General features: G+C 69.8%; 15 protein-coding genes. 7 read left to right on the top strand and 8 right to left on the bottom strand.

All coding sequences use genetic code 11. The features are described 5' to 3' along the window. Positions 1–210: 210 nt before the first annotated feature. Positions 211–378, bottom strand: a complete 168-nt coding sequence (locus NBZ83_RS20690) for a hypothetical protein (protein ID WP_261566755.1) — start codon at positions 376–378, stop codon at positions 211–213. A gap of 39 nt (positions 379–417) precedes the next feature. Further along, complete coding sequence (locus tag NBZ83_RS20685) at positions 418–663, bottom strand: hypothetical protein (RefSeq protein WP_261566756.1); 246 nt, start codon at positions 661–663, stop codon at positions 418–420. A gap of 156 nt (positions 664–819) precedes the next feature. On the opposite strand from NBZ83_RS20685, the gene NBZ83_RS20680 reads away from it, so the two are divergent. The 5 genes from NBZ83_RS20680 (at position 820) to NBZ83_RS20660 (ending at position 6,917) form a co-directional block, all read left to right on the top strand. Beyond that, positions 820–1,296, top strand: a complete 477-nt coding sequence (locus NBZ83_RS20680) for a MarR family winged helix-turn-helix transcriptional regulator (protein WP_261566757.1) — start codon at positions 820–822, stop codon at positions 1,294–1,296. A gap of 82 nt (positions 1,297–1,378) precedes the next feature. Beyond that, positions 1,379–1,552 carry a hypothetical protein gene (locus tag NBZ83_RS20675; protein ID WP_261566758.1) on the top strand — a complete coding sequence of 58 codons (174 nt, stop codon included), beginning with the start codon at positions 1,379–1,381 and terminating at the stop codon, positions 1,550–1,552. A gap of 501 nt (positions 1,553–2,053) precedes the next feature. Continuing rightward, positions 2,054–2,632 carry a hypothetical protein gene (locus NBZ83_RS20670; protein WP_261575619.1) on the top strand — a complete coding sequence of 193 codons (579 nt, stop codon included), beginning with the start codon at positions 2,054–2,056 and terminating at the stop codon, positions 2,630–2,632. 415 nt (positions 2,633–3,047) lie between these two features. Then, entirely contained in the window at positions 3,048–5,927 is a 2,880-nt protein-coding gene (locus tag NBZ83_RS33410) for an ATP-binding protein (RefSeq protein ID WP_261575618.1), read from the top strand. A gap of 78 nt (positions 5,928–6,005) precedes the next feature. After that, positions 6,006–6,917 (top strand): tachylectin-related carbohydrate-binding protein, encoded by a 912-nt coding sequence (locus NBZ83_RS20660; protein ID WP_261575617.1) that lies wholly within the window; start codon positions 6,006–6,008, stop codon positions 6,915–6,917. Positions 6,918–7,037: 120 nt separating this feature from the next. On the opposite strand, the gene NBZ83_RS20655 is transcribed toward NBZ83_RS20660, so the two are convergent. Next, positions 7,038–7,358, bottom strand: coding sequence for an ArsR/SmtB family transcription factor (locus NBZ83_RS20655; RefSeq protein ID WP_261566762.1), 321 nt, complete (start codon positions 7,356–7,358; stop codon positions 7,038–7,040). 149 nt (positions 7,359–7,507) lie between these two features. Between NBZ83_RS20655 and NBZ83_RS20650 the strand changes: the two genes are divergently transcribed. Then, on the top strand, positions 7,508–8,776 hold the full coding sequence (locus NBZ83_RS20650) for an MFS transporter (protein ID WP_261575616.1): 1,269 nt from the start codon (positions 7,508–7,510) through the stop codon (positions 8,774–8,776). A gap of 12 nt (positions 8,777–8,788) precedes the next feature. On the opposite strand, the gene NBZ83_RS20645 is transcribed toward NBZ83_RS20650, so the two are convergent. The 5 genes from NBZ83_RS20645 to NBZ83_RS20620 all read right to left on the bottom strand — a co-directional run bounded on the left by NBZ83_RS20645 (position 8,789) and on the right by NBZ83_RS20620 (position 14,338). Continuing rightward, on the bottom strand, positions 8,789–9,940 hold the full coding sequence (locus NBZ83_RS20645; protein WP_261575615.1) for an NAD-dependent epimerase/dehydratase family protein: 1,152 nt from the start codon (positions 9,938–9,940) through the stop codon (positions 8,789–8,791). Continuing rightward, positions 9,937–11,271, bottom strand: a complete 1,335-nt coding sequence (locus NBZ83_RS20640; RefSeq protein WP_261575614.1) for a condensation domain-containing protein — start codon at positions 11,269–11,271, stop codon at positions 9,937–9,939. Before NBZ83_RS20640 ends, NBZ83_RS20645 begins: the two co-directional genes overlap by 4 nt. 145 nt (positions 11,272–11,416) lie before the next feature. Beyond that, the gene (locus NBZ83_RS20635; RefSeq protein WP_261575620.1) at positions 11,417–11,734 is read right to left on the bottom strand and encodes a transposase; all 318 of its coding nucleotides are present in this window, start codon (positions 11,732–11,734) and stop codon (positions 11,417–11,419) included. Positions 11,735–12,774: 1,040 nt separating this feature from the next. Beyond that, a complete protein-coding gene (locus NBZ83_RS20625; protein ID WP_261575613.1) occupies positions 12,775–13,725 on the bottom strand; it encodes a 2-hydroxyacid dehydrogenase in 951 nt (316 codons plus the stop codon). A gap of 187 nt (positions 13,726–13,912) precedes the next feature. After that, positions 13,913–14,338 (bottom strand): VOC family protein, encoded by a 426-nt coding sequence (locus NBZ83_RS20620; protein ID WP_261575612.1) that lies wholly within the window; start codon positions 14,336–14,338, stop codon positions 13,913–13,915. A 251-nt stretch (positions 14,339–14,589) separates the two neighbouring features. On the opposite strand from NBZ83_RS20620, the gene NBZ83_RS20615 reads away from it, so the two are divergent. Then, positions 14,590–15,096, top strand: a complete 507-nt coding sequence (locus NBZ83_RS20615) for a nuclear transport factor 2 family protein (RefSeq protein WP_261575611.1) — start codon at positions 14,590–14,592, stop codon at positions 15,094–15,096. Positions 15,097–15,166 lie beyond the last annotated feature (70 nt).

The raw sequence follows: 15,166 nt of genomic DNA, 5'->3' as shown, positions 1-15,166 counted from the left end.
CATCATGAATCGACCTACTCAACCCCGACTGCCCCGCCTGCCCGTTCGCCAGGAACACCCCCGACAAGTCCGGGCCGGGCCCGGGCCTCGCCCGGCGGACCATGCCCGTGACGGCGAGCTTCTCCACAGCGATCAGATCATGACCGCGGACCAGCCCCAGCGCCGTCCTGTGGGCATGATCGAACCGCTGCCGGACAACACCCCGGCCGATTACCGGCCGGCACGCTCGGCGGCCTGCTCCTCAGCCTGATCGACGACCTGTTCGGCTTCGTCGAGTCCGCGCAGGCGGAGCTGGTCACCGAGACCCTCCGGGTGGGGTCGGCCGGCATCGTCGCGCTGGCCGCGCTCACGGCCTATGAGCTGGTCCGCCGGTTGCACCGCCGCCGGGCGCCGACGACCTAGTGATCTTTGGTCGCGCTAGGACCGCGCGGGCCCCACGGGGCAGCGCGAGGCGGTGCGGTCGGCAAGCCGTTCGAGCTCGTGGGCGTCCCGGGGCTGCCCGCAGCTGCGGCAGATGTCCACCCGCGCCGGCACCGGGCGCGGCGGCGCGTCGAGCGAACCGAGCTGCGGCGGCCCCATGAAGCTCAACAGGAAACGGTAGAAGCGGCTGGGCCGGTCCGCCGCCCCACCCGCCGCGCCGACGGTGCTGTCCTGACGCTTCATCCGTCGCCCTCCCTCATCGGCCGCCGCGCGTGTCGCGCAGCCGGCCGAACCCTGGCGCCCGACTATTTCGTGCACATATGAATCGTACGCGATCCCTTCGTTGGCGTGCCAGGTATCCTGGACCATGACGCACGCCACGAAGGGAGGGACCAGCCCGTGACCGAGGACGACGCGAGTATCGGCGAGGACCTTGGAGAGGACCCCCTCGCGCTGGACCGGCAGGTGTGCTTCGCCCTGTCGGTCGCGTCCCGACTGGTGATCGGGGTGTACCGGCCGCTGCTGGAGCCCCTCGGTCTCACCCATCCCCAGTACCTGGTGATGCTGGCCCTCTGGGAACGCTCGCCGCGTTCGGTGAAGGACCTCGGCGCCGCCCTGCTCCTGGATTCGGCCACGCTCTCCCCGCTGCTCAAGCGGCTGGAGTCGGCGGGCTACGTGTCGCGGCGCCGGGCCGCCACCGACGAGCGCCTGCTGACACTCGAACTCACCCCGGCCGGCAGCGCGTTGCGCCAGGAGGCCTTGAAGATCCCCTACGCCGTCGTCGATCGGCTGGGCGTCGAGGTCACCGATCTACAGGAGCTACACGACGCACTCACCCGGACCATCAAGGCCGCCCGCCAGGTACCGGCCCGCTGACGCCCAGCGGCCGGTGGGAACGCGGGCGGATGACTGACCTCAGACCGCGGCCGACGATGACAGCAGTGACAGCAGCGACGGTGTGGAACTCGGTGCGGTCGGTGGTGGGGTCAGTGGCCAGGACCCGATCGTCGACCTTCACCTCGCCGATGGGCTGGTGGGTGCCGGTGTAGCCGGGGCCTCGCCGGTGATGGCGGTGCCCGAGTTGCAGGTGTCGGTGGGCGGGGTGCCGGGGCTGGCGGCGCAGGTGGGCTGAGCCGGTACGGCGTCCAGGCCGCCGCCGTACGGATCCTCGGCGGCCGCGAACCACCTGTGATCCCTTGTGTAGTGGCTCTGGAAACCTGCGCGCTGGCAGTCTTCATCCTCGGTGGGCTGATGCGGCGCAGGACGGCGCCCGCCAGGCCGACTCGGGTCGCGCGGATCGCCGGACGCGCTTGTATCGGGATGGCGTGCATCACCACAGCCGTGGTTCTGAGCGGGTTGGGGGCGCTGGCCGATCAGGCGGATCGGACAGTCACCCAGCCGGTGACGTCGTGCCCTGACGGCTCCCGCGACCCCTGCCGTGAGCTGCTGGGGCAAAGAATCGTGTTCTGGTCATCCTCGAGGGGTAGTGGGGATTGCCTGACAGAGTGGGGTGATGGACATAGGGGAGCCGGTCGCCTGGGCGCCGGGGATGTCGCTGCTGTCCGACGTCAGTCCGGCGGCTTGGGTAGCGGCTGCTCTGACCGCTACCACGTCAGCCGCGACGGTAGCGGCGATGGTGCCGCCCGTCTTCTCGGCCTACGCCAGGGTGCTGCCGCCGACGTACGACCGTGAGGATGAGCAACGGCGACACCGGTGGTCCGAGATCGCCGCATGCCGCGGCGTGGCGCTGACCGCCGGGACCCGGTTCGACGACCTCGTCGCCGGTTCCGACCGCTGGGGGCGGCCCTCCGATGGAGGCCTGGACGCGCGGGAGACGCAGACTCTCGCGCGGGTCCTGTCCAGCTTCACCCATACGCCGGACCAGGCATACTTCTGCCTCTGGGAGGGTTTCGGCCTCGCTGAGACGCAAGCCTGGGAGGACCGGCCGATGCGCGTGCGGACAACACACCGGGCGTACCACCTGCTCACCGGGCCGGTGAACGCCGCCCCGGTGCTGCCGGCACCGGTGGCGTGGAGGTGCGCGAGTCTGTGGTGGCCCTACGATCGAGCCTGGCTCGTCGCCACCGAGATCGACGGCTACGCCACCTACCTCGGCGCCGGCCACGCCGCGATCGACGCGGTCCTCGCCGATCCCACACTCGACGCCGTTGCCGCGCACCCCACAACCCCGCTCGATCCCAGCTACGGCTGACGTTCACCTGCACCCTGAGCCCCCGCCGTCGCGCAGCTGCCGACCGCTCATGATCGAGCAATGGGTCGAGGTGCGGTCCGTCCGCCGGTGCCGGTGTCGGAGTTCGCCCGGGTGAGCTCATCGCGCAGCGCTTCGGTCAGCGGCAATGCGTCGGGGGGCCGCATCCCGCCGGGGCCACTGGCCCACATACGCGCCCTAGGCGAGACCTTCTGACCTGCGGGAACTTTGTCAGGCTGGATCCGGCTCGCCGGAGTCTGCCCGCCAGGTGCCCGCTGAATGCGGATTCAGGTTCTCATAACCGGCGCTGGTGGAATCGGTCGCGTGGGCACCGCTGCTCATCCGACCCGCAGGCCGACGTCGCGCAGAGACGGAAATCCGATAGCTGATTAAACCTGGTGCCTGGCAGAATTGAGCTGTGCCGGGGGCGATCGTCGGTCGGGAGCGGGAGTTGGCCGTGCTCACCCGGCATCTGGACGCAGTGGCGGCCGGTCCGGCTGTTCTGGCCCTGTGGGGCGAGGCCGGGATCGGAAAGACGACGCTGTGGGAGGCGGGCCTCGCGGCCGCCCAGGCACACGGACTGACACCGCTGGCGTGCCGGCCGGTGGCCGCCGAGGTGCGGTTGAGCTATGCCGGGCTCACCGATCTGCTAGCCGACGCCCGTGGCGACGAGTTCGCGTGGTTGCCGAACCCGCAGCGGCAGGCGCTGGACGCCGCGCTGTTGCGCGGTACCGGCGACGGCCGCCATCTCCCGGACCCGCGGGCGGTGGCGGCCGCGTTCCTTTCGGTACTTGAGCGGCTGACGCAGCATGCGCCTGTGCTGGTCGCTCTCGACGACGTCCAGTGGTTGGACGAGCCGACGCGTCGGGTGGTCGCGTTCGCGGTCAGACGATGTCGTGGTCCGATAGCCGTGTTGACGGCTGGACGTGACGAAGGTCAGGACAGCGGACGAGACAACGGACGAGACAACGGACGGGAAGACGGACGGGACGGCGACCGGGACAACGACCGGTCGGACCGGCGGGGCGAGTTTCGTCCCCGCGATCCGGCGCGGCTGTGGCACCTCGACGTCGGTCCGTTGAGCCTGGGCCACCTGTACGAGGTGCTCCTGGCGAACCTCGGCCGTTCGTTCCCCCGGCCGGTGTCGCTGCGGATCGCTCGAACGTCTGGGGGCAACCCGTTCTACGCCTTGGAGATCGCACGGTCGCTCGACGCCCAGGGTCCTGACCCCGGCGGGTTTCCGAACAGCCTGCGGAGCGTGGTCCGAAGCCACGTCGCTTTCCTGAAGCCTGCGGTGCGTGAGGCCTTGCTGGTGGTGAGCGCGCTCACGGTGCCCAGCCTCGATCTGGTCGGTCGTGCCTGCGGCGTCGCGGACGCCGCAGAACTGTTGAGCGCCGCCGAGGACGACGGTGTGATCGTGCTGTCCGCCGGCTGTGCCCGGTTCACCCACCCGTTGCTGGCCAGCAGCGTCTACACGGAGTCGTCACCGAGTACGCGGCGCGCGCTGCACCGGCGGCTTGCCGGGCTGGTCGACGACATCGAAGAACGCGCGCGTCACCTGGCCCTCGCCGTCACCGGACCAGAGCCTGAGGTGGTGGCGACGCTCGACGCCGCGGCTACCCAGGCCCGGCAGCGCGGCGCGGCGTCGGCGGCCGCCGAGCTCCTGGAACTGGCTCTCGGCCTCGGGGCCAGCGACCCGGCCCGCCAGGTGCAGGCCGCAGCGGACCACTTCCACGCCGACGACCCGTTGCGAGCCCGGGAACTGCTGGAGCGAGCTGTCGCGAACCTTGGTCCGGGACCGCAACGGGCCGAGGCGTTAGCCCTGCTGGGCACGATCCGCTATGAGGTCGACGACTACGCCCATGCCGTCGAGACCCTCCAACGCGCGTTCAGCGACGCCGGTGACGACCGGCGCTTGCGAGCCGACATCGGGGTGGAGCTGTGCACCGCCCTCGCCAACGGCGGGCGAATCGGTGAAGCGATCGAGTACGCGACGGTCGCGGTCGAGGAGGCCGAACACGCCGGCGACAGCGCCCTGCTCGCCGAGGCGCTGGCAGCGTCGATGCTCAGTCGTTTCCTCGCTGGTGAGGGCATCGACGACGCCGCGTTGGCCCGATCCCTGGTGCTCGAGGACCTGGACCGGCGCAGCCACGCCGTCCGATGGCCGTCCCTGCACGCCACGATGATCTACCTGTGGACCCACCGCGTCGACGAGGCCCGGGCCGGGTTGGCGGACCTTCGCGAGCGGTGTCTCGACCGGGGCGCGGAGAGCGACCTGTGGTTCTTGTCGTTTCACGCCGCCCGGGTCGCGCTGTGGTCCGGCGAGGTCGAAGCGGCCGAGCTGTTGGTGGCCGACGTCACCGAACGGGCGCTCATGGTCGGGACGGACCACTCCCGGGCGTTCGCGCTGGCCATGCAGGCACAGGTGGAGGCCTGGGTGGGACGGGTTGTGTCGGCACGGGCCGCCGGCGAGGCGGCGGCCGCAGCTCTGGAAAGGGTCGGCATGAGATCGGGAGCACTGTTCGCGCAGAGCGCGCTCGGAATGCTCGCGCTGTCCATTGGCGACAACGACGCCGCAGCCCGCTGGCTCGCCCCCGTCGCGGCGGCGATGGCCAAGATGGGTGTCAGTGAACCCGTGTGCGTTCCGTTCCTCCCCGACGCCGCCGAGGCGCTCATCGGGCTCGGCCGCCTCGACGAGGCCGAGCCCCTGGTCGAACACCTCGAGGCCAGCGGACGCCAGCCGGAGCGGGCCTGGGCGCATGCCGTCGGGGCCAGGACGAGGGGCCTGCTTGCGGCCGCCCGCGGTGATCTCGACGCCGCGCGGTCGGCCTACCAGCACGCCCTCACCGTTCACGACCAGCTGCCGCTGAGCTACGAGCGCGCCCGGACGCTGCTGGTCCTCGGGCAGCTCCAGCGCCGCTGCAACGAACGCCGAGCGGCCGGGGCCACGCTCGAAGAAGCGGCCCGCGCGTTCGACGCCGTCGGCGCCGCGCAGTGGGCCGGCAACGCCCGCGCCGAGGTCGATCGGCTGGGCTCACGGCCCGGCCCCGCTGACAAGCTGACCCCGATGCAGGAACGCGTCGCCGAGCTGGCCGCCGGTGGGCTGACCAACCGTGAAGTAGCCGCCGCACTCGTCATCAGCCACAAGACGGTCGAAGCCAACCTTGCCGGCGCGTACCGCAAACTCGGCATCCGGTCCCGGGCTCAGCTCGGGGCGTGGCTCGCGCAGCGACACTCCGCCGAGGGCCAACCGCCGGGCGCACCGCACCCGGCACACCCGAAACCGGGTCAGGAGTAGGGAAACACCTGATGCGGGGCCGGTCTGTCGACTGCCACCGTTGCCGCCTGGTCCGTACCACCGACGGGGGACGACACGATGCCCGACAATTTCAAGATCTTGGTCTACGGCGGCAACGGCACGGTCCCGGTCGACAGCGGACTACCGCGCGTCGGTGAAATCTACGGTGTAAAGCCACAGGGTCCGCTGCTCTGGTACCAGTACCGCGGCGCCGGGCAGTCGGACTCGCCGGCGACGTCCGTAGCGAACTGGGCGCCGAACTCGGGAAACATGATCGGCCGCGGCTGGGACGGATTCCTGCATCTGGTCGCTCGCGGCGACGGTGTGCTGCTCGGCGTGCGGCCGGACGGGAACCTCCTTTACTACCGCTACGACGGCGACGGCACGAGCGACCCGAACGCCACCGGCCTCCGCTGGGCCCCGGAATCCGCCAACATCATCGGCGTGGGATGGGAAAATTTCCGGTTTCTCTGCGCCAAGCCGTACGAGGGAAGGACCTCCACCCACCCGAATAACAGCGTCATCTACGCCGTCGACCATGACGGCCACCTGCACTGGTATCGGTACGTCGGGGACGGTGAGAGCGACCCCGGTGCCACCGGCCTCCACTGGGACCCGAACTCCGGCAACATCATTGGTCAGGGCTGGTCGCAGGGATTCCGCTACATGGCCGCGGTATCGGAAATCATCCTGATGGTGAAGGACAACGGCGACCTGCTCTGGTACCGATACTCCGGAAAAGGCGAGACCGACCCTTCCGGCGGTTCGGGCTGGGACCCGAAATCCTCGAACATAATCGGACGAGGCTGGCACCGGTTCCGTCATATCTTCGGCGGATCGGACGGAAGAGGCGGTTACGTGATCTACGGGGTCGACCAGGCCCAGAATCTCGTGTGGCACCGGTACACCGGTACGGGGGACAGTGATCCCACGGGCACCTCGAATGCCTGGAGTCCCAATTCGGGGAACATCATCGGCACCGGCTGGTAACGAGCGACCGTTTCACCTGACCGTCCACCGGGGTAGGTGAGGACCGTAGAGGATACCTCATCGACGACGACCCCCGCGGCTCGCTCCGTCCGGCGCGACCCGGCGTGGCGACCGGGGACGCTAGGTGTTCGCGGCCGGGGCGAGGACGGCGGCGAGGAGGCCGGGGAAGCGTGCTTCCAGGTCTTCGTAGCGGATGCTGACGACGCGGCGGCGGCCCTCGACCGTGGTCGTGGTCAGGCCGGCCTCGCGCAGCACGCGGTAATGGTGGGAGACGGTCGGGGCGCTGACCTCGACCCCCTCGGCGATCACGGAGCAGTCGACCGGGCCGGTCCGGGAGTACATCGCCTGCATCAGCGTGAGCCGGACCGGGTCGGCCAGGGCGGCGAGGAGCGTGACCAGGTTGATCGAGTCAAAGCTCGGCTGAGGGAGCTGTCGCGACATGGCGGGCTGCCCGACTCAGCCTCTCAGCCGACCACTCGGCCGAGCACCCAACCGGTCGGTTCGCCGACCACCTCGCCGACCGTCCAGCCGGCCGCTTCGCCGATCCCGATGCTTTGACACCCATCGAACTTAACCCCTAACCTCGCACTGTGACGATTCGACAAGCATCGAACGACGAGCTCCGAAGCGAGGGCGGACTGCGCGGCTGGCAGCTCGGGGTGCTGGCGGCCGGCACGTTCACGCTGGGCGTCGACGGGTTCGTGCTCGCCGGCCTGCTGCCCGCCATTGCCGACGACCTGTCCGTGAGCGTGTCCACCGCCGGCCAGCTCACCACGATCTTCTCCGTCACCTACGCGGTCGGGTCGCCGGTGCTCGCGGCCCTCACCGGCCGCTGGGACCGGCGCCTGCTGCTCGGCGGCGGGCTGGCGTTGTTTCTGCTCGGGATGGCCGGCCAGGCGCTCGCCCCCTCCTACGCCGTGATGGCCGCCGGCCGGGCCGCCGCGGCCCTCGGTGCCGCGGCGTTCCAGTCCAACGCCTACGTCATGGCCGGCATGCTCGCCAGCGGCCGGCGGCGCGGCCGCGCGCTGGCCGCCGTCACCGCGGGGACCTCACTCTCGACAGTGCTCGGGGTTCCCTTCGGCGTCCTGGCCGGACAGTGGTTCGGCTGGCGAACGGTGCTGTGGATCATCACAGTGCTCGCAGCACTCACCGCGCTCTGCGTTCCCCTGCTACCCCGAGCCCACGTCCCACCGACAAGCATGCGCGCCCGGCTGGGCGTGCTGACCCGAACCCCCGTACTCATGGTTCTGCTCGCGACAGTCGCGGTAGTCGCGCCACCGTTCCTACTGATCTCCTACCTGCCGATCGTCCTGGGCATGGCCAACACCGACAGCCGGCTCGTGGTGATACTGCTCGCGTTCGGGCTCGGCAGCCTCACCGGCAACCGACTGGTGGGACACCTCGTCGACAGTCGCGGCGCGCTGGGCGTACTGCTGGTCGCCGTCACCGGGCTCGCCGCGTCGTTCGCCGTGCTGGTGCCGGCGCGGGAGGAGTACGGCGCGGCGCTGGCCGTCTTCCTCGCCGTCGGCGCCTTCCAGGGACTGTCGATCACGCCGCAGCAGCAACGGCTTTTCGTCATCGCCCCGGACGTCGCCACCGTCGCCCTCGGGCTCAACGGATCAGCGATCTACCTCGGCAGCGCCCTCGGCGCCGCGCTCGGTGGCGTGACCCTCAACGTGGCCGGGGCGGCCACGATTCCAGCCGCGGCCGCCGTACTCGCCGCAGCAGGGCTCGCACTCATCGCCACCACTGCCCCCGAACGACGACTTCGGACCGCCGCCACGCCAGTGGGCCCAGCGCCTACGGGCCCAGCGCCTACGGGCATAGCGCCAGCAGGACCAGCGCCCGAGCAGCCGTGACCGCTGATGGGCTCAAGCCCTTCCACGGCCGTCGGGGCTGCAGCCGCTTACACCACTCGGCAGTGTGAGTCCGGACGGTGACGACGACCTTGTGATCGGGAGAACGGCCGCGGGCGTGTCTGTCGCCGGGCGAGGCGGGGCGGTTTCCAGCAGGCGCCGCTCGACCTCCGGGGGCAGGCCCCCGGCCTGAAGACGGGAACCGTCCGGGCCTGACATCCAGGCCCAGGTGTCGGCGACGGTCTGCGTCAGGGGGCGCAGACGCAGGCCCGAGTGAGCGGCCAGCGCCGCGGCGCCCCGGTGGACGGCCGCATGCTCAGGCCCGGGCGGCATCCAGATGGGCAGGTCCGTCCACGGCGTGACCCCCTCGGCAAGCAGGTGCTCCGGTTCCAGCCAGCGCAGTTCCGCCGACGCGCCCGTCACCGCGACGCACGCCTCGAGCAGCTCGCCCATCGTGCAGGATCCGGGCGGGCCGACGCCGTCGACCGCACCGGACATGCCTCGGTCCGCCGCCGTCAGCAGCCAGCTCGCCAGGTCCCGCGCGTCGACGTGTTGCAGGTCAAGATCCGCGGGGCCCGGCGCCGCTACCACGCCGCCGCGGCCGATCCGCGACAGCCACCAGGACAGGCGTCCGGAGTTCTCATGTGGGCCGATCAGGAGCCCGGCCCGTACGAGCAGCGCACGGTGGCCGAACACCGCCAGCACGGCGGTCTCCGCAGCGCGCTTCGACCAGGCGTAGTCGTCGGGATCGTCGTCGGGCGCCGCCTCCACCAGCGGTGCGGATTCGTCCGCCCCGTCGGCAGCCGGCCAGGCGTACACCGACCGGCTGGAGACGAACGTGTAGTGGCCGGCCCGATCGCGCAGCGCGTCCGTCGACCGTCGCACCACCGCCGGGTCGCCCGACCAGGTGTCGACGACGAGATCCCAGACGCCGTCGGCGAGGACAGCCAGCCCGTCGGGGCGCGTTCGGTCCGCACGCAGCACCCGCGCCCCCGACGGAGGCTCGTGCTCACCACGGTGCAGGAGCGTGACCTCGTGCCCGCGGGCGAGCGCCGCAGTCACCACCGCCCGGCCCAGAAACTGGGTACCGCCGAGCACCAGCACGCTGATCCCGCTCCCGCTCCCGCTCCCGCCGCCGGCCGCCCTGCCGTCGCCACATTGGCTCATGTGTCCGCGCCCGTCCTCGTACCGGACGCGCGGGCCAGCTCGGAGGTCCCGGTGCCTCGGCCCCGCCCGCCGGCGACCGACTGGTATCCCGGGTTGCGCTCAACCTGCCCGCGGTAGGCGGCGAACCGGCCCGCAAGTTCCCGCGCGCAGTCCTCGGCTCGGTCCAGCGGCATTTCGACGCCGTCGTATCCCGTCTCCTGATAAAGCACCGCGGCCGCCCAGCTCTCGAACCGGACCGTGCCGTCAGGCCCGATCTCGCGAATGCCGTCGGCCCGCTGGCCGCTGAGGTTGATCTCCCGCGCCTCGTCCACCCCGACGGCATCCGGCAGGGCTAGCTGGATCGCGCCGTTCGCCAGTCGCAGCGGGTAGCCGCCGACCCGTCCGGCCGGGCCGCTTCTTGCGAGCAGGGCTGCGCCGCCGTCGGCCAGGGCCGCGCCGACCGTGGCGGCCCGTGCTCGCAGCCGCCGTTGCATTACGGGCGTGGCCAACTCGTCGCGTTCCGCCCGGGCATGGTCACTGTAGCGCGGGGCCGGCTCGAGGAGTGGATCGACGGGGCCCGTGCCGCGCAACGCCTCGCCGTAGCGGACGCCGAGTTCGGTGAACAACAGATCCAGGGATACTCTGTCGACCGCGATGTGGTGGAATGCCGCAACCAGCAGATGTTGACCCGATGAACGCGCCACCAGCCGAAAGTCGACCGGAATTTCGTCTGCCAGCCGGAATACGCGGGACTGTGCGGCGGTGACGACCGCGTCTTCTTCCGTGGACGGCACAGTCATGAGGACAACCGGCTCGGGTGGCAGCGACACCGGGCGAGGGAGACCGGCGGAAGCGCGGTACAAGGTCCGCAGAATGGAGTGTCTGGCAAGTAATACTGTCAGCGCCCGACCGAGGGCGTCGACATCGAGCGGGCCGTCCAACTCGAGGAAAGTCGGCACCGTGTAAAGGTTGCTGCCGGCCAGCTCGTGCATGAACCAGATGCGATCCTGGACAGTGGACATCGGCGTCGAAGCGGAGTCGGCAAAACCCGCTTCAGCGCTGCCGCCACCGTCAGCACGCTCGGTGCGCCGCCCGGCAGCTACGGCGTCGAGAACCAGGCCGGCCAAGTCCAGCGTACTCCTCGTGGCCAGTAGAGCGGCTACCGGAATGGCCACGCCGAAAGTTTCCTGGAGTTCCCGCGCAAGATCCTGGGCCACCGCGGAGCGGTGAACACCCGGCTCCGCCAACGGATATCGCGTTCGCTGCGGATCGGGAGACGTAAATAGCAGTCTGCTGACGATCTCCGTCAGCTCTTCAAGAAAATAGGCAGGCGGCGTTCGACGCGCGTTCACGACACTACGATCCCCAAGTTTCCATTGCTCAACGAGACGGCGTAGCTGCTGCGGTGAACTCTGCTGTGAACCTAACCCAGTCGGCGGATTGCTGCAACCCCTCCGCATGCCTTTATTGCGGAACCAGGAGTACTTTTTTGATCAATTATCTTCTGACCTGCAGAAATGCGGGGGCGCGGCGAGCGCGGCGTCCGTTTCTCTCCTCGACGCAGATCTGCTGAACTTGATGGTTGCTGGCGGCGATGGCCAGTCCGCTGGCGGCCAAGCAGCCGACAATGATCTCGGGGTGGTACCGCAAGCGCTTGCGGCCAGGGCGAATGGTGCTGATGACACGAGCGAGGCCGGTGGCGGCGAGGTTGGCCGACACCCCACCCTTGATCATCGACCAGATCCTCTCAACCGGGTTGAGCTCGGGCGCATACGACGGGAGCCGCAGGGCGGTCAGCCGGTCGGTGGCGGCGATGAACTCACTCGTCCGAGCCGATCCTCAGCGGCGTAGCCGGCGGGTTCCGCGCAGACCGATCACCCCGACACTGTGCGTGTCACCACCACCCGCGGCGCCACCCACAGCTCGGTGACCACCAGGCCGCACGGGAGCTGGATGAGGACACTCCGGCCCGCCGCCGACGGGTCCTCGGCGAGGAGAATCCCGAAACGCAGCGGACGGTCCGGCCGCTGGGCGCTCAGCGCAGGTGGCCACCCGAGGCGTTGTCCGCGGGCTCGGGCGGCTTCGAGTCCTTCCCGGGTTCTCTCCCCTGGCGGTCCCGCCGGGCGTAGCGGTCCCGCCGGGCTGCCCGGCGGGACGCGATCCGGGCAAGCACCATCGCTCCGGCCCGCGCGTCGTTCTGAGTAGATGGTGCCCATCTCTACTTCTCGGCCGCGATGGCGCGCCTCGCGGCATGAGCGTGCAGTCGCACGCACGAAGCCGGGGCGACGGACCGTTACGGGACGCGTCGCTGGGCTTCGTCCTCACGCTGACGACCGCGCTCGAACTCGCGAAGCACGGCACAGTCGTGCTGGTCGGTCGCAGCCGCACCAAGCGCTCGACGACGTCGAGCAGGCGATCCGGGCAAAGGGCGGGGACGCCGTGTCGGTCGTCAGCGATCTGTCCGATGTCACGAGCGTGCGCCGCGCGGCCGTGGAGATCGCCGCGCTCGGCCTACCGATCGCCGGACTGCAGCCTTCTTCGCGCAGCGCCATCAGTGACCGACACGTTCGAGCAGTGACCGACACGTTCGAGCTGGTCGCCACGGAGGAGGACAACTACCCGGCACGCACGATGTGCCAGTGGCTCGTGGTGTCGACGTCCGGTTTCTACGACTGGTACCGGCGACCGTCGTCGTCCGGGCCCGCCGGCACACCACTCTGGACACCCAGGCATCAGCCACCGCCGGATCTCATGATGTGCACTGCCCCGCACCGCCGGCTCCGGTCCGCGCCGCGCCGCGCCGTCGACGATGTAGGCCACGCCATTCTGCGAAATCAGCACAAGTACGCAGTTCGCTACGCCTGCGCGCGGGCAGCCCGGTCGAGTGACGGATCTCCGCGCAGCACGCGCACGATCGCGTCGGCGGCAGCCACTGCCATCGCCGTCCGCGTCTCGACCGTTGCGCTGCCGACGTGGGGCAGGAGAACAGCACGGGGTGCGGCAAGAAGACGCGGGTTGACTGCCGGTTCGCCGTCGTAGACGTCCAGCCCGGCAGCGAAGAGCTGATTGGCCTCGAGCGCGTCGGACAGCGCATCCTCGTCGACGACGGGACCCCTGGCGGTGTTCACCAGCACCGCGGTGGGTTTCATCAGCCGGAGCCGACGCGCATCGATCAGGTGCCGCGTTTCGGTGGTGAGGGGGACGTGCAGCGAGACAATGTCAGCCGAGGCGAGCAGGTCCTCCAGATCGGCAACGTAGCCCGGTGCACCCGACGGCGTCCGCGCATGGTGCAGCACCGACATGCCGAAACCCGCGGCCCGGCGGGCGACGGCCTTGGCGATCCCTCCCCAACCCACCAGGCCGAGCACCGCGCCGTGGACGTCGCGCCCCAGATAGCCGTCGATGCGCCACCCGCTCCACCGGCCGGCCCGCAGCGATATCTCGGCCGCCGGAGTCTGTCGGCAGGCCATGAGGATCAACGCCCAGGTCAGGTCCGCCGTGGTCTCGTCCAGAACATTCGGCGTGTTGCACACGACGACACCGTGGCGCCGAGCGGACTCGAGATCGATGTTGTCCACCCCCACCGCGATATTGGCCACCACCCGCAGCCGTCCGGAACCTGCGGCAAGAACAGCTTCATCGATCCGATCAGTCAGCAGGCAGAGCACCGCGTCGGCGTCCGCTGCCTGGGCCGCAAGACTGCCCGGCCCACTCGGCGATGAGAAGGGAACGAGCTCAAAGCCAGCTGATTCCAGCCGGTTCAGGCCCGCTTTCGGAATCCCCGCCGAGAAGAGCACCCGCGTCATCATCATTTCCTTCGCCGGTTCTACGGATGGCTGGCGCCCACGGCAGGCATGGACGGGTGGACCCGACGGCGGCCAGCTGGCTGGAATCCTACGCGTCCTTCCCCTGGCCGTCCGAATCCGGGCGGCTCTTCCTCTCTTCCGCACGGCTGCCACCCGGCCAGCTTCGGAGCCACCGGCCACCTCTCACTCAGGACACCGCGTGGAGATCACCGGCGTCGTAGGAGATGAATTCGAGCAGATTGTCGTCGGGATCGCGGATGTAGATGCTGATCCCGGGCGTGGTGCCCGCTCCTCGTCCACCCATGCGACGCACCGGTCCGGCGACGACCGGGACGGCGCAGCGCGCCAGGTGCGCGATGAGGTTGGCGATGCCTCCGGCCCACACGAAGCACAGGTCGGCGCACCCGGGTTCGGCTGCCGGTGCCCGCAGTGTCCCGGGCAGGTTACGCCTGGCGACCATCTCCTCGGGATGTATGTTGATCTTGTTGTCACCGAAGACGATCGAGAAGTACCGCTGGGTTCCGGCCCGCCACTCCGCCTCCCCCCAGATACCGAAACCGAGTTCCCGGTAGAACCTCAGCGTGCGCTCAGCCACCGAGACCGGGAATGCCACGTGATCGAAGCCTGTAATCATCGACAGTTTCCAATCGATCGCCCCATCGCGACGGACGACAAGATCAATGCGGCTCGATCAATGAGCTAACGCTGGGCACCGAAGAACACGGGTGCGCTTGACATCGGACCCGTAAGCGTACTGCCAACACCGTGCACGATCGTCATTGCAGCCGAGTTTCACAGCCGGGTGTCGCAGCCGGCTTGCCTGGGTAGACGCTATCAGAGATAGTTTTCCGTGTGAAGTACATGGTGACGACACTGAGCCCGGCCGACCGCCTCGACCTGCAGGATCTGCTCCTGCGCTACTCTTACGCGGCACGGTCGACGGACAACGAGGACAGGCTTCGGGATCTGTTCACCGACGATGTGATCCTCGACGGTCCGCGTGGCTACCACGTGGGTCTGGCGGGGCTCGCCGCGTTCGCCGAACAGGAGCGCGGAACGCCCCGACCACCCGACGCTCCGCCTCGCCCGTACACAATCATCACCAACGTCCTGGTGGAGGGGCTCACCGACGACACGGCGTCCATCCGTGCCTGCTTCTTCCGGCTCGCCGACACCGCGGGCGGCGTCGGCGCGGCTCAGGTGACCGGCAGCTACGAGTGCGAAGCCCGACGGGTGGACGGCGTCTGGAAGGTCAGTCGCCGCATCTGCCGCATCGACGGGTTGCCCCAGTTCCGCGACACGGAGGCATACCGCAACAACATGCGATACGTCCGCGACGCAGGGGGCTGGAGACTCGAGCCGGCGGCCTGACCCGGGACGGCGTGGGGCCCGTAGGTCCCTCCCCTGGAAACGATCGTGATCACTGGGGTCGGCCGACTCC

The organism is Frankia gtarii (assembly GCF_025403375.1).
In the GTDB taxonomy this organism is placed as follows: domain Bacteria; phylum Actinomycetota; class Actinomycetes; order Frankiales; family Frankiaceae; genus Frankia; species Frankia gtarii.
The sequence above is the reverse complement of the archived record's forward strand: the minus strand, read 5'-3'. Positions and strand labels throughout refer to the sequence as shown.